14 protein-coding genes are annotated in these 14,525 nt (G+C 66.0%); 8 read left to right on the top strand and 6 right to left on the bottom strand.

From position 1 onward, the window contains the following. Nucleotides 1-131 precede the first annotated feature (131 nt). The 8 genes from ffh (at nt 132) to leuB (ending at nt 7,001) form a co-directional block, all read left to right on the top strand. Entirely contained in the window at nt 132-1,496 is a 1,365-nt protein-coding gene (ffh, locus tag CP958_RS19705) for a signal recognition particle protein (protein WP_096703896.1), read from the top strand. Nucleotides 1,497-1,542: 46 nt separating this feature from the next. Then, entirely contained in the window at nt 1,543-1,911 is a 369-nt protein-coding gene (rpsP, locus tag CP958_RS19700; protein WP_096703895.1) for a 30S ribosomal protein S16, read from the top strand. A gap of 6 nt (nt 1,912-1,917) precedes the next feature. Beyond that, a complete protein-coding gene (rimM, locus tag CP958_RS19695; protein ID WP_096703894.1) occupies nt 1,918-2,448 on the top strand; it encodes a ribosome maturation factor RimM in 531 nt (176 codons plus the stop codon). Beyond that, complete coding sequence (gene trmD, locus CP958_RS19690; RefSeq protein ID WP_096704199.1) at nt 2,438-3,154, top strand: tRNA (guanosine(37)-N1)-methyltransferase TrmD; 717 nt, start codon at nt 2,438-2,440, stop codon at nt 3,152-3,154. The genes rimM and trmD overlap by 11 nt, the downstream gene beginning before the upstream one ends. A gap of 3 nt (nt 3,155-3,157) precedes the next feature. Then, nucleotides 3,158-3,604 (top strand): 50S ribosomal protein L19, encoded by a 447-nt coding sequence (rplS, locus tag CP958_RS19685; RefSeq protein WP_008615877.1) that lies wholly within the window; start codon nt 3,158-3,160, stop codon nt 3,602-3,604. A 173-nt stretch (nt 3,605-3,777) separates the two neighbouring features. Next, on the top strand, nt 3,778-5,181 hold the full coding sequence (gene leuC, locus CP958_RS19680; protein WP_096703893.1) for a 3-isopropylmalate dehydratase large subunit: 1,404 nt from the start codon (nt 3,778-3,780) through the stop codon (nt 5,179-5,181). 11 nt (nt 5,182-5,192) lie between these two features. Beyond that, entirely contained in the window at nt 5,193-5,798 is a 606-nt protein-coding gene (gene leuD, locus CP958_RS19675) for a 3-isopropylmalate dehydratase small subunit (protein ID WP_096703892.1), read from the top strand. Nucleotides 5,799-5,891: 93 nt separating this feature from the next. Beyond that, nucleotides 5,892-7,001 carry a 3-isopropylmalate dehydrogenase gene (gene leuB, locus CP958_RS19670; protein WP_096703891.1) on the top strand — a complete coding sequence of 370 codons (1,110 nt, stop codon included), beginning with the start codon at nt 5,892-5,894 and terminating at the stop codon, nt 6,999-7,001. Nucleotides 7,002-7,318: 317 nt separating this feature from the next. On the opposite strand, the gene rbfA is transcribed toward leuB, so the two are convergent. From rbfA to CP958_RS19640, 6 genes are all read right to left on the bottom strand, one after another. Further along, nucleotides 7,319-7,750 carry a 30S ribosome-binding factor RbfA gene (gene rbfA / locus CP958_RS19665; protein ID WP_096703890.1) on the bottom strand — a complete coding sequence of 144 codons (432 nt, stop codon included), beginning with the start codon at nt 7,748-7,750 and terminating at the stop codon, nt 7,319-7,321. 36 nt (nt 7,751-7,786) lie between these two features. Then, nucleotides 7,787-10,402, bottom strand: a complete 2,616-nt coding sequence (infB, locus tag CP958_RS19660) for a translation initiation factor IF-2 (protein WP_096703889.1) — start codon at nt 10,400-10,402, stop codon at nt 7,787-7,789. A gap of 27 nt (nt 10,403-10,429) precedes the next feature. Then, nucleotides 10,430-11,026 (bottom strand): RNA-binding protein, encoded by a 597-nt coding sequence (locus tag CP958_RS19655; RefSeq protein ID WP_096703888.1) that lies wholly within the window; start codon nt 11,024-11,026, stop codon nt 10,430-10,432. Nucleotides 11,027-11,036: 10 nt separating this feature from the next. Then, nucleotides 11,037-12,548, bottom strand: a complete 1,512-nt coding sequence (gene nusA / locus CP958_RS19650; RefSeq protein WP_096703887.1) for a transcription termination factor NusA — start codon at nt 12,546-12,548, stop codon at nt 11,037-11,039. A gap of 15 nt (nt 12,549-12,563) precedes the next feature. After that, entirely contained in the window at nt 12,564-13,061 is a 498-nt protein-coding gene (gene rimP / locus CP958_RS19645; protein ID WP_096703886.1) for a ribosome maturation factor RimP, read from the bottom strand. Between the two features lie 158 nt (nt 13,062-13,219). Next, on the bottom strand, nt 13,220-14,434 hold the full coding sequence (locus CP958_RS19640; protein WP_096703885.1) for a 6-phosphofructokinase: 1,215 nt from the start codon (nt 14,432-14,434) through the stop codon (nt 13,220-13,222). Between the last annotated feature and the right edge of the window lie 91 nt (nt 14,435-14,525).

Genomic DNA, 14,525 nt, shown 5'->3' with positions numbered 1-14,525 from the left:
CTCCTGTTGACTCTTTCGCCGCAACGGACTAGAACCCCATCCTCTTCAGATTTCTGGAGATCACCGCCTCCGAGGAGGCCCGCTGGTCCGCGAGTTTCGCGCACCGGCGTGTAATCGTTTATGGACGGGTCATGTTCGAGAGCTTGAGCTCAAGACTGGGTAAGGTGTTCGAGAAGCTGACGGGCCGTGGCGCCCTGTCGGAAGCCGACGTCACCGAGGCCCTGCGCGAGGTTCGCGTCGCCCTGCTCGAGGCCGACGTCGCGCTCTCCGTGGTCAAGGAATTCATCGGCCGGGTCAAGGCCCGTGCCGTCGGCGCCGAGGTGATCAAGTCGGTCACCCCCGGCCAGATGGTGGTGAAGATCGTCCATGACGAGCTGATCGCCACCCTGGGCACCAAGGGCACCGAGCTCAACCTCAACGCGGTTCCCCCCGTCGTCGTCCTGATGGTCGGCCTTCAGGGGTCGGGCAAGACCACCACTTCGGCCAAGATCGCGCTGAAGCTCAAGAAAGAGAAGAAGAAGGTCCTGCTGGCCTCGCTGGACGTCTACCGTCCCGCCGCGCAGCAGCAATTGCAGATTCTGGCCGGACAGGCCGAAGTGGGCAGCCTGCCCATCGTCATGGGCGAGATGCCGGTGGCCATCTCCAAGCGGGCCGTCGATGTCGGCCGCAAGGAAGGCTATGACGTCGTCATCCTGGATACCGCCGGCCGGCTGCACATCGACCAGAAGCTGATGGCCGAGGTCGCCGCCGTGCGCGACGCCACCCAGCCCACCGAAACCCTGCTGGTCACCGACGCCATGACCGGCCAGGACGCCGTCACCCTGGCGCGCGAATTCAACGAGAAGGTCGGTGTCACCGGCATCGTTCTCACCCGTATCGACGGCGACGCCCGTGGCGGCGCGGCGCTGTCCATGCGCGCCATCACCGGGCGGCCCATCAAGTTCCTGGGCGCCGGCGAAAAGCTCGACGCGCTGGAGGTCTTCCACCCGGATCGTATCGCCGGGCGCATTCTCGGCATGGGCGACGTGGTCGGCCTGGTCGAGAAGGCCATGGAGACCCTGGACCAGGAAGAAGCCGAACGCCTTGCCAAGCGCATGGAGAAGGGCAAGTTCGACCTGGACGACATGCGCAAGCAGTTCGCCCAGGTGCGCAAGATGGGTGACCTGAAGGGCATCCTCGGCATGCTGCCCGGCATCGGCAAGATGGCCGGCGCGCTGAAGGACGCCAATATCGACAACAAGATGGTCGCCCGTCAGGAAGCGATCATCACGTCCATGACCAAGGCCGAGCGCCGCAACCCCGACCTGATCAAGGCGTCGCGCAAGAAGCGCATCGCCGCGGGCGCCGGGGTCGAGGTCCAGGACGTCAACAAGCTGCTCAAGCAGTATCAGCAGATGGCCGACATGATGAAGAAGGTCGGCAAGCTGGGTCAGAAGGGGCTGATGCGACATGGCATCGGCGGCCTGCTGCCGCCCGGTATGAAGTTCGGGCGCTGACCGGCGTCCAAAGGTTATTCGGTTTCGAACAGAGGAAGACCTAAGAATGGCTCTGAAGATTCGTCTCTCCCGCGGCGGCGCCAAGAAGCGTCCGTTCTACAAGATCGTTGTCGCCGACGCCCGCGCGCCGCGTGACGGCCGCTTCATCGAGAAGGTGGGCACCTACAACCCCATGCTGCCGAACGACAACGGCCAGCGTTGGATCCTCGACGAGGACCGCGTGAAGCATTGGCTGTCCGTCGGCGCCCAGCCGACCGACCGTCTGGTCCGCTTCTTCGCCGACAAGGGTCTGGTCGCCAAGCCCGTGCGGGCCGAGCAGACCAAGCAGCCCCAGCCCAAGGCCAAGGCGCAGCAGCGCGCCAAGGACCAGGCCGAGCGCGACGCGGCCGCCGCCGCCGAAACCGCGGGCGAGTAACCACCCATGGGACCTCGTGTCCGCGTCGGCGTGATTGCCGGCGTCCATGGGGTCCGGGGCGCGGTCCGCATCAAGAGCTTCACCGAGGAGCCGGCCGATATCGGCTATTATTCCCCGGTGGAGAACGAGGCGGGCAGCGTCAAGTTCCGGCTGAAGGTGACGGGCGAGGTCAAGGGCCTTGTCATCGCCACGCTGGACGGGGTGACGGACCGCGACGCCGCCGAGGCGCTGAAGGGCACCGAGTTATGGGTTGCCCGCGAGCGCCTGCCCAGATTGGCCGAGGACGAGTTCCTCTACTCCGATCTGATCGGGCTGGTGGCGGAAGGGGTCGACGGCAAGAGGTTGGGCATCGTGAAAGCGGTGGCCGATTACGGGGCCGGTGACGTGCTGGACATCAGGCTGGAGCCGAAAGGCGACATGATGGTGCCCTTCACCCAGGCCTCGGTGCCGGAAGTGGATATTGCGGGCGGTCGGCTGGTGGTGGTTCCGCCGGTCTACGCGCCCGACGAGAACGAGGAGAAGAGTGGTGGAGCATAAGGAGCCCTGGCGGGCGACGCTGCTCACCATCTTCCCAGAGATGTTTCCGGGGCCTCTGGGCCTGTCTTTGGCAGGCCGGGCGCTGGAGGAGGGCAAGTGGGCTCTCGACACGGTGGATATCCGGGGCTTTGCCACGGACCGGCACCGGTCGGTGGACGACTCGCCCTTCGGCGGCGGAGCCGGAATGGTGATGCGTCCCGACGTACTGGACGCCGCCATCCGAGGCGCACCGGCGCCGGGGCCGTTGGTGTACATGACGCCGCGCGGCCGGCTGTTGAACCAGGAACTGGTTCGCGAGCTGGCGGCGGGGCCGGGTGTGAGGGTTCTGTGCGGGCGTTTCGAAGGGGTTGACCAGCGTTTGCTGGAAGCCCACGGGGCGCTCGAGGTCAGTGCCGGCGACTTCGTCCTTTCGGGCGGCGAGCCGGCGGCACTGGTGATGTTGGACGCCATCGTCCGCCTGCTTCCCGGCGTGATCGGGAAGGAGGAATCGCTGGCGGAAGAGAGCTTCGAATGGGGATTGCTTGAATATCCCCATTATACCCGCCCCCAGGTATGGGACGGGCGAACGGTGCCGGAGGTTCTGCTTTCCGGTCACCACGAAAAGATACGCGCCTGGCGGAAGCGCCAGGCAGAGGACATAACCCGGCAGCGCCGGCCCGATCTGTGGGATCGGTACGTCGCGGCCAAGAACGTGAGTGAGGGTTGAGCCATGGTTAACATCATTGAGCAGCTCGAAAAGGAGCAGATCGAGAAGCTGACCGCCGACCGCGGCGTTCCCAGCTTCGCTCCGGGCGACACGCTGAAGGTCAACGTCAAGGTGATCGAAGGCAATCGCGAGCGCGTCCAGGCCTATGAGGGCGTCTGCATCGCCCGCAAGAACGACGGCCTGAATTCTTCCTTCGTGGTCCGCAAGATCAGCTACGGCGAAGGCGTCGAGCGTATCTTCCCGCTGTACTCGCCCAACATCGCCTCCATCGAGGTGGTGCGCCGCGGCGACGTGCGTCGGGCCAAGCTGTACTACCTGCGCGACCGTCGCGGTAAGTCGGCCCGTATCGCCGAGCAGACCACCGGCCATTCCGGCAAGGTGGCCGCCGCCGAGCGCGCCGACGCCGCCGCCGTCAAGGCCGCCAAGGTCGCCGCCGCCAAGGAAGAGTAGTCTCTTCTTTCGGTTCCTTGGTTCCTGCCCTCGCATCAGCCTCCTTCCCGTCGGGAAGGAGGCTGTTCGGGGACCGGATGTTTGACTGGTTGGTGCGGCCTCTTGAGCTTAAGGGGCGTTCGCGTCCCGAGATATCAGGCCGCCTTGGTGCTGCTTCATTCTAGGGATTCGACATGGCCAAGCCCCGCACGCTGTTCGACAAGATCTGGGACGCCCACCTGGTGGACGTCCAGGACGACGGTACCTGCCTGATCTACATCGACCGCCACATGGTCCACGAGGTCACCAGCCCGCAGGCCTTCGAGGGCCTGGAGATGTCGGGCCGCAAGGTGCGCCATCCCGAACTGACGCTCGCCGTCGCCGACCACAATGTTCCGACCACCGACCGCTCCAAGGGCATCGAGAACGAGGAGAGCCGGATTCAGGTCGAGACCCTGGAAGCCAACGCCCGGAAGTTCGGCGTGGAATACTATGCCATGGACGACATCCGCCAGGGCGTGGTCCACATCGTCGGCCCCGAGCAGGGCTTCACCCTGCCCGGTACCACCATCGTCTGCGGTGATTCCCACACCGCCACCCACGGCGCCTTCGGCTCCCTGGCCTTCGGCATCGGCACCTCCGAGGTGGAGCACGTGCTGGCCACCCAGACCCTGGTGCAGAAGCCGGCCAAGAACATGCGCATCACCGTGACCGGCAAGCCCGGTCCGGGCGTGACCGCCAAGGACATCGTGCTGGCCATCATCGGCAAGATCGGCACGGCCGGCGGCACCGGCTACGTGGTGGAATTCGCCGGCGAGGCCATCCGCGACCTGTCCATGGAAGGCCGCATGACGGTCTGCAACATGACCATCGAGGCGGGCGCCCGCGCCGGCCTGATCGCCCCCGACGACAAGACCTTCGCCTACATCGCCGGCAAGCCGCGCGCCCCCAAGGGCGCCGCCTTCGAGGCCGCCGTGTCCTACTGGAAGACCCTGTTCACCGACGAGGGCGCCAAGTTCGACGCCGAGGTGACCCTGGACGCCTCCACCCTGGTGCCGCAGATCACCTGGGGCACCAGCCCCGAGGACGTCATTCCGATCACCGGCACGGTGCCCAACCCGGCCGACATCAAGGACGAGGCCAAGCGCAAGGCCGTCGAACGCTCGCTCGACTACATGGGTCTGGCCGCCGGCCAGAAGGCCACCGACATCGCCATCGACGTGGTGTTCATCGGCTCGTGCACCAACGGCCGCATCGAGGACTTCCGCGCCGCCGCCGAGGTGTTCAAGGGCCGCAAGGTCGCCAAGGGCGTGCAGGTGCTGGTGGTTCCCGGCTCGGGCCTGGTCAAGGAGCAGGCGGAAGCCGAAGGCCTGGACAAGGTGTTCCTCGAGGCGGGCGCCGAATGGCGCGAGCCCGGCTGCTCCATGTGTCTGGCCATGAATGCCGACCAGTTGAAGCCCGGCCAGCGCTCGGCCTCGACCTCCAACCGCAATTTCGAGGGCCGTCAGGGCCGCGGCGGCCGCACCCATCTGGTCAGCCCCGCCATGGCCGCCGCCGCCGCCATCACCGGCAAGCTCACCGACGTTCGCTCGCTGTAAGGGAAACGGACATGGAAAAGTTCACCACCCTCACCGGCGTCGCCGCGCCGCTGCCCATGATCAACGTCGACACCGACATGATCATCCCCAAGCAGTTCCTGAAGACCATCAAGCGCACCGGTCTGGGCAAGAACCTGTTCGACGAGATGCGCTACACCCAGGACGGCAAGGAAGTCCCCGACTTCGTGCTGAACAAGCCGGCCTACCGCTCGGCCAAGATCCTGGTATCCGGCGCCAATTTCGGCTGCGGCTCGTCGCGCGAGCATGCGCCTTGGGCCATCGGCGATTTCGGCATCCGCTGCGTCATCGCGCCCAGCTTCGCCGACATCTTCTTCAACAACTGCTTCAAGAACGGCATCCTGCCGATCACCTTGCCGCAGGAGCAGGTGGACAAGCTGCTGGATGACGCCTCGCGCGGCTCCAACGCCATCGTCACCGTCGATCTGGCCAAGCAGGTCATCACCGGTCCCGACGGCGGCTCCATCAGCTTCGAGGTCGACCCCTTCCGCAAGCATTGCCTGCTGAACGGCCTGGACGACATCGGTTTGACGCTCCAGCGCGAGGAAAAGATCGCGGCGTTTGAAGAAACCCGCAAGACCTCCACGCCCTGGCTGTAGCCGCAGGATTTCGTATCTTTCCGTTGCTTGACGGGACCTCGCCCCGACGCTAGGCAGGCATCCGTTCGCTATATTTTACTCTCGGAGACTAGTATGGCCGCCAAGAAGCTTTTGATCCTTCCCGGTGACGGTATCGGCGTCGAAGTGATGGCTCAGGTTCGCCGGATCATCGACTGGATGGCCCGCAAGCGGAAGATCGAGTTCGAGATCACCGAAGGCCTGATCGGCGGCTCCTCCTACGACGTGCACGGGACGCCCCTGTCCGACGAGACCCTGGCCGCCGCCATGGCCGCCGACGCCGTGCTGCTGGGCGCCGTGGGCGGCCCCAAGTGGGACGACCTGCCCTTCGACGTCAAGCCCGAGCGCGGCCTGCTGAAGATCCGCAAGGAAATGGGCCTGTTCGCCAACCTGCGTCCCGCCACCGTGCTGGAAGCCCTGGCCGACGCCTCGACCTTGAAGAACGAAGTGGTCTCGGGCCTGGACATCATGATCCTGCGCGAGCTGACCGGCGGCCTGTATTTCGGCCAGCCGCGCGGCATCGAGACCCTGCCCGACGGCACCCGCAAGGGCTACAACACCCTGGTCTACACCACCCCGGAAATCCAGCGTATCGGCCGCGTCGCCTTCGATCTGGCCCGCAAGCGCAACAAGCGGGTCTGCTCGGTGGACAAGGCCAACGTGCTGGAATGCACCGTGCTGTGGCGCGAAGAGATGATCAAGCTGCAGAAGGAGGAGTTCCCCGACGTGGAGCTCACCCACATGTACGTGGACAACGCCGCCATGCAGCTGGTGCGCAACCCCAAGCAGTTCGACGTCATGGTCACCGAGAACATGTTCGGCGACATCCTGTCCGATTGCGCTGCCATGCTGACCGGCTCGCTGGGCATGCTGCCGTCGGCCTCGCTGGGTGAAGCCGACGCCCAGGGCCGCCGCAAGGCCCTCTACGAGCCCGTCCACGGCTCGGCCCCCGACATCGCCGGCAAGGACATGGCCAACCCGCTGGCCACCATCATGTCGTTCGCCATGTGCCTGCGCTACTCGTTCGACATGGCCGCCGAGGCCGACCTGATCGAGACCGCCGTCAAGAACGTCCTGAAGGGCGGCCTGCGCACCGCCGACATCATGCAGCCCGGCAAGGCCAAGGTCTCGACCACCGTCATGGGCGAAGCCGTGGTCCGCGAGTTGGACAAGCTGAACGCCTGATCCCTCGGGCGATCAAACAGAGCGGCGGTCCCGAAAGGGGCCGCCGTTTTGTTTTGGCGCCCACTCTCGTCATGCCCGGACTTGTTCCGGGCATCCACGCATCTCCTCCTGGTATCGTGCCAAACGGCTCCACGTGGATGGCCGGGTCGAGCCCGGCCATGACTGAAAGGGGGGTTCTGATTGAACTCCCGCCGTTCTTAAGAGGCAAAGGGATTCATCCCTTCGCGCATCCCTGATCCTGATAGGAAAACTGATGGTGCGGAAGCTGCGCTTCCGCACGGGTGCGGGCGGCTGCCCGCTCGCGCCAGCGATCCCGATTACTGCCCGTCGTCCTCGTCGGACGGGAAATCGTCCTCGGCCGCCGAAGCGTGGTCGATGTCGCGGCGGACTTCCGGCGAATTGAGGATGGTGTCGATGCGCGACGCGGTATCGAAGGTGGTATCCTCCTGGAACCACAAATCCGGCACGGCGCGCAGTTCGACCATGCGGGAGATTTCGTGGCGCAGGAAGGCCTTGGCGCGCTTCAGACCCGCCAGAATGGGGGCCACGTCGCCGCCACCCAGCGGCACCACGAAGACGGTGGCGTTGCGCAGATCGGGGCTGACCCGGACCTCGGTGACGGTGATGGCGCGGCCCTGAAGGTCGGGGTCGCGGAACTCGCCACGCTCGATCACCATGGCGATGGCGTGGCGCAGTTCCTCGCCGACGCGAAGCTGGCGCTGGGACGGTGGCTTGGCACCCCGGCTCATGGCAAAGACTCCGCCGCGAGAGACACGATCACCCCCTTAAAGGGTGACCGCGATCTCCTCGATCTCGAAGCACTCGATGACGTCGCCGACCCGGATGTCTTCATAATTGGTGAAGGACATGCCGCACTCGTAGCTCTCGCGCACTTCCTTGACGTCTTCCTTGAAGCGCTTGAGCTGGGCGAGGTCGCCGGTGTGGATGACCACGTTGTCGCGCAGCAGGCGCACCTTGGAACCGCGCTTGACGATACCCTCGGTGATCATGCAGCCCGCGACCTTGCCGACCTTGGTGATGTTGAACACTTCGCGGATGGACGCGTAGCCCAGGAAGCGCTCGCGCAGCTCCGGCGCCAGCATGCCCGACAGCATCTTCTTCAGATCGTCGGTGACGTCGTAGATGATCGAGTAGTAGCGGATATCGACACCGTCGCGCCGGGCCATGTCGCGGGCCTGGGGATTGGCGCGGACGTTGAAGCCGATGAGCAGGCCGTTGGAGGCCTTGGCCAGGGTGATGTCCGATTCGTTGATGGCGCCGACGGCGGCATGCAGGATGCGCACCTTGACGTTTTCGTTGCCCATCTTCTCGAGAGTGGAGGAGATGGCCTCGATGGAGCCCTGCACGTCGCCCTTGATGACGACGGGCAGTTCCTGAGCCTCGCCCGACTTGATGGCCGAGAACATCTGCTCCAGCGTACCGCGCTGGGCCAGCTTGGCCTTGGCCTCGCGGTCCATGCGCTGACGGTAGCCGGCGATCTCGCGGGCACGGGCCTCGTCCTCGACGGTGACGAAATCGTCACCAGCGGCAGGAGTGCCCTGCAGGCCCAGAACCTCGACCGGGGCGGAGGGACCGGCTTCCTTGATGGAATTGCCGTGATCGTCCACCAGGGCGCGGACGCGGCCCCATTCGGCACCGGCCACGAACACGTCGCCGACCTTGAGCGTACCCTTCTGCACCAGAACGGTAGCCACCGAGCCACGGCCCTTTTCCATCTTGGCCTCGACCACCACGCCTTGGGCGGCGCGGGTCGGGTTGGCCTTGAGGTCGAGGATTTCGGCCTGAAGCAGGATGGCTTCCTCCAGCTTCTCGAGGTTCATGCGCTTCTTGGCGGAAACCTCGATGGCCAGCACGTCGCCGCCCAGTTCCTCGGTCACCAGTTCATGCTGCAACAGCTCCTGGCGGACCTTTTCCGGGCTGGCGCCCGGCTTGTCGATCTTGTTGATGGCGACGATGATCGGCACGCCGGCGGCCTTGGCGTGGCGGATGGCTTCCACCGTCTGCGGCATGATGCCGTCGTCGGCGGCCACCACCAGCACCACGATGTCGGTCACCTTGGCGCCACGGGCGCGCATGGCGGTGAAGGCTTCGTGGCCGGGAGTGTCGATGAAGGTGATCTTGTCGCCCGAGCTCATGGTCACCTGATAGGCGCCGATGTGCTGGGTGATGCCGCCGGCCTCGCCCGACACCACGTCGGTGGCGCGCAGCGCGTCCAAGAGCGAGGTCTTGCCGTGATCGACGTGGCCCATGACGGTGACCACCGGCGGACGCGACACCAGCACCTCGTCGGTGTCTGCCTCGCCCTCCAGACCGACCAGGACGTCGGCCTCGGACACGCGCTTCATGTTGTGGCCGAACTCGGTGACCACCAGCTCGGCGGTATCGGCGTCGATGTTCTGGTTGATGGTGGCCATCACGCCCAGGCGCATCAGGCACTTGATCACGTCGGCGCCGCGCACCGCCATGCGGTTGGCCAGCTCCTGCACCGTGATGCTCTCGGGCACGATCACCTCGCGGATGACCTTTTCCGAGCCCTTCTGCATGTGCTTGAGGCGCTCACGCTCGCGGGCGCGCTTGACGGCGGCAAGCGACCGGCCGCGCTCGGAGCGGTCGTCGTCGGTCAGCGCATCGGTGATGGTCAGCTTGCCGGTACGGCGGCGCGGTTCGGTGCGCTTGACCGGAGCGGGCTTGTGGGCGGCGGCACGCTTCTTGGCGCGCTCCTCTTCCTCTTCCTCTTCCTCGGTGCGGGCGCGCGGAGCGGCGGGAGCATCGGCGGCGGCAACCGGCTTGGCAACCGGAGCGGCGGCGACGGGAGCGGGAGCGGAGGCGGGCGCAACAGCGGCGGCGGGAGCCGGGGCGGCCGGGGCCGAAGCGGCGGGGGCCWCGGSMTCGGCCTCGGATTCGGGCTGGGGCTCGGCGGCGCGGCGGGCGGCCTCTTCCTCGGCGAGGCGGGCGGCCTCCTCCTCGGCGGCGCGGGCGGCCTCTTCCTCGGCGGCGTGGCGGATGGCCTCTTCCTCGGCGCGGGCGCGGAGCTCTTCCTCGTGGCGGAGAGCATCCTGCAGCGCCTTGGCGCGGGCGGCCTTTTCGTTGTTGGTCAGGTCATGGACGCTGGCGGCGCGGGTCGCGGCCTCCACCTTGGCCACGGCGGCGGCGAGATCGGCCTCGGCGACGGAGTGGACGCCGTCCTTGATCTCGTGCATGGCGCCGCCGGCGCTGGAGAAGGTGCGCTTCTTGCGGACCTCGACGGTCACCACCTTGGATCGCCCATGGGAGAAGCTCTGCCGGACCTGGCCGGTCTCGACGGTCTTCTTCAGCTCCAGCTTACCCGGCTGGGTCAGCTTCAGCGGGGCCTTACGGTCTTGATCCTGGGAATCGCTCATGTACGACTTCGTCTCTTCTGCAAAAAATCATCCGCGAAAACCGGCAAGCAACGCCGCGTCATCCTTGAGACGCTGCGCCAGCCTGCCCGGGGACACGCAGACATGAACGGCCGCATCGCGGCCAAAAACAGTGCCCAACTCGGCGCCGTCGAAAAGCTCGATCACCGGCACACCGGGCGCCATCGCCTGGACCTTGGCGCGCCCGTCGCGGGCGGCGTCCCTGGCCCCAAGAACCAAGGCGGCGCGGCGGGATTTGATCTCGGCGCACACCTTTTCGAACCCACAGACCGCCTGGCCGGCGCGGCGCGCCAGACCCAGAATATCCAGGCAACGGCGCGCCAAAAGCGCTTCGATCCGGTCGGCCAGTTCCTCGGGAACGGCGACCTGACGGCGGGCCGCCCGGGCGAAGGACCGCTTGGCCACGGCCGTATTTACCACATCCCGGCTGGCGCTCAACCAGATTCCCCGTCCGGGGAGGTCATGGCCGAGGTCCGGAAACAGCGTACCATCGGGCGCCACGGCGAACCGCAGCAATTCCGACTTGGGCCGGACCTGGCCGGTGACGATACACCGGCGCTCGGGCCCGACCTCTTCTTCCTCTTCCAAATCGGGGGAATCGGCCATGCCGCCCCCCTTACTTGCCTTCCTCGAACCAGTGGGCGCGCGCGGCCATGATGACCGCGTTGGCCTCGTCCTCGCTCATGGCATCCTTGCCCAGGATGTCGATCAGCTCGTCACCGGCCAGATCGCCCAGATCGTCCAGGGTCTTGACGCCCTTGTCGCCCAGCTTGACCAGCATGGAGGGGGCCAGCCCCTCGATGGCGGCCATCTCGTCGGCGACGCCCATGTCCTTGCGCATCTGGTCGTAGCGCTCGTCCTGCTCGGCCAGGAAGTTGCGGGCGCGGGTCTGCAGTTCCTCGGCGACGTTCTCGTCGAAGCCCTCGATGTCGGCGATGTCCTCGGCCGGCACGTAGGCCACCTCCTCCACCGACGAGAAGCCCTCGGTCACCAGCAGATGGGCGATGACGTCGTCGACGTCCAGGGCCTGGATGAACATATTGGAGCGCGAACGGAATTCCTCGGTGCGGCGCTCGGATTCCTCGGCCTCGGTGAGGATGTCGATGTTCCACTGGGTCAGCTGGCTGGCCAGACGCACGTTCTGGCCGCGACGGCCGATGGCCAGCGACAGCTGGTCGTCGGGCACCACCACCTCGATGCGGCCGGCTTCCTCGTCCAGCACCACCTTGGTGACCTCGGCGGGAGCCAGACCGTTGACCACGAAGGTGGCGACGTCGGGCGACCACTGGATGATGTCGATCTTCTCGCCCTGCAGCTCGGCCACCACCGCCTGGACGCGCGAGCCGCGCATGCCGACGCAGGCGCCGACCGGGTCGATGGAGGAATCGTGGCTCAGCACGGCGATCTTGGCGCGCGAGCCCGGGTCACGGGCCACCGCCTTGATCTCGATGATGCCGTCATAGATTTCCGGCACTTCCTGGGCGAACAGCTTGGCCATGAAGACGGGATGGGTGCGCGACAGGAAGATCTGCGGCCCCCGGGGCTCCTGACGGACGTCGTAGATGTAGGCGCGGACGCGGTCGCCGGTGCGGAAGGTCTCGCGCGGGATCAGCTCGTCGCGGCGCAGCAGCGCCTCGGCCCGGCCCAGGTCGACGATAACGTTGCCGAACTCGACGCGCTTGACCAGACCATTGCTGATCTCGCCGACGCGATCCTTGTATTCGTTGAACTGGCGCTGACGCTCGGCGTCGCGCACCTTCTGGACGATGACCTGCTTGGCGGTCTGGGCGGCGATGCGGCCGAAATCGATGGGCGGCAGCGGGTCCACCAGGAAGTCGCCCACGGCGGCGTCCGGCTTCTTGCGCAGCGCCTGCTTCAGGGTGAACTGGGTGGCCTCGTTCTCCACCTCTTCCACCACTTCGATGTAGCGGGCCAGCTGGATTTCGCCGGTCTTGCGGTCGATGTGGGCGCGAATGTCGTGCTCGTGGCCGTACTTGGAGCGACCGGCCTTCTGAATGGCCTGCTCCATGGCTTCGAGAACCTCGTCGCGGTCGATGCCCTTGTCGCGGGCGACGGCGTCGGCCACCTGAAGGAGTTCGGGGCGGGGAAGTGCGGCGATCCGTTCCATGGTCCTAATTCGTCCTCACTCTTCCTGGTCTTTCATGGTCGCGGCGATCAGTTCGTCGGTCAGCACCAGTTTGGCGCCGCGAACGTCGGCCAGCGGAATGGCAACTTCTCCAGTCTCGACGGCGAGGCGCACATTGGCGCCCGCCTCGTCCAGACCCAGCAGCTTGCCCCGGAACCGCTTGCGCCCATCGATGGGCTGGCACGATTCCATCTTGGCCTCGAACCCCGCCCAGGTGACGAAGTCCTTGGCCCGGGTCAGCGGACGGTCGATGCCCGGCGAGCTCACCTCGAGGGTATAGGCCGCCGAGATGGGGTCCTCCACATCCAGCAGGGCCGAAACCGAGCGGCTGATGTCGGCACAATCGTCCACGGCCATCATCACGCCGTCCTTGCGATCCGCCATGATCTGGAGCGTGAGCCGCTGCTTTCCCTGCAGCTGCACCCGTACCAGCTCGTACCCCATGGCGTCCAGTGACGGCGCGATCAGGGCCTCCAAACGGCTTTGAAGATCCATAAACCCTGTCGCCTTGCGACCTAACGTTGGTCCCTAAAAACGAAAAAAGTGGGCCGATGGCCCACCCTCACAATCCCGTCGGACGGGAATACAAGAATGTGTCTGGGCGTCAATATAGCCAAATCCGCGCCAGAGGCAAGAGTTTGTGGATTCGCCCCCTACCTCTTCAGAATCCTCGGCACGGAATTGAGGCGCAGCCGGAAGGCATCGGGCATGCCCGAGCCCAACAGCGGACGCAGATACATGCGGAAGGCGTCGGTAACGTCGGTGCCCGAGGGGGCGATGAACTGATCTTCCATCACCCTGGTCTTGCCGGCCACCGCCTCGAGCGGCAGCAATTTATAATCCACCGAGTAGAAGCCGGTGCGCTGGATGGTCACCGAGCCGTCCTGATCGCCCCACATGGCGAACTGCACCGCCTTCTCGCCCACCTCGCGGGCTTCGCGCTGGTCCACGTCCGAGACGCAGCCGATGAACGAGCGCTGCAGATAGCCGAAGGTGTCGCCGCGCACCCGCTTGATGCCCAGCTTGTCCTTGACCTCCTCGCACAGCAGGTCGGACAGCGCTCCGGTGCCCGACAGCTGGACATTGCCGTGGGCGTCCTGCTCGGTGGCCTTGGCCAGCTTGGTGATGATCGGCGCGCCGTTCTCGTCGTGAATTCCCTCCGAGAGGGCGACCACGCAGCGGCCATGCCTCTCGTAGGTCGCCTTCACGTCGGCAAGGAAGCTGTCCACGCGGAAGGTGCGCTCGGGGATATAGATAAGGTGGGGGCCGTCCTCGGGAAACTTCTTGCCCAACGCCGAGGCCGCCGTCAGGAACCCGGCATGGCGGCCCATTACCACCGCCAGATAGACGCCCCGGAGCGCCGCGTTGTCGAGATTGACCCCCATGAAGGCCTGGGCGACGAACCGGGCGGCCGAGGGAAAGCCCGGCGTGTGGTCGTTCAGCACCAGATCGTTGTCGATGGTCTTGGGGATGTGGATGCAGCGCAGCGGATAGCCGGCCTTGCGCGCCTCCTCCGAGACGATGCGCACGGTGTCCGAGGAATCGTTGCCGCCGATATAAAAGAAGTAGGCGATGCCGTGAGCCTTCAGCACCTCGAAGATCTCGTGGCAGTACTTGAGATCGGGCTTGTCCCGCGTCGAGCCCAGGGCCGAGGACGGGGTCTGCGCCACCATTTCCAGGTTGTGGCTGGTCTCCTGGGTCAGGTCGAGGAAATCCTCGTTGACGATGCCGCGCACCCCGTGATGGGCGCCGTAGACCAGATCGACGTTGCGGAACTTGCGCGATTCGAGGACGGCGCCGACCATGGACTGGTTGATCACCGCGGTGGGGCCGCCGCCCTGGGCCACCAGAACCTTGCCGTGCAGCATGGCGAAATCCTCCCCTTTTGGCGCCCGATCAGGATACCCCCTTTTTGCCGGCCCGCCAGCGACCAATATGAGGGGGAGCCACCGCCTCGAA

This window comes from Magnetospirillum sp. 15-1 (assembly GCF_900184795.1).
GTDB lineage: Bacteria > Pseudomonadota > Alphaproteobacteria > Rhodospirillales > Magnetospirillaceae > Phaeospirillum.
Note: the sequence above shows the minus strand (reverse complement) of the source record. Positions and strands in the feature narration are given on the sequence as shown.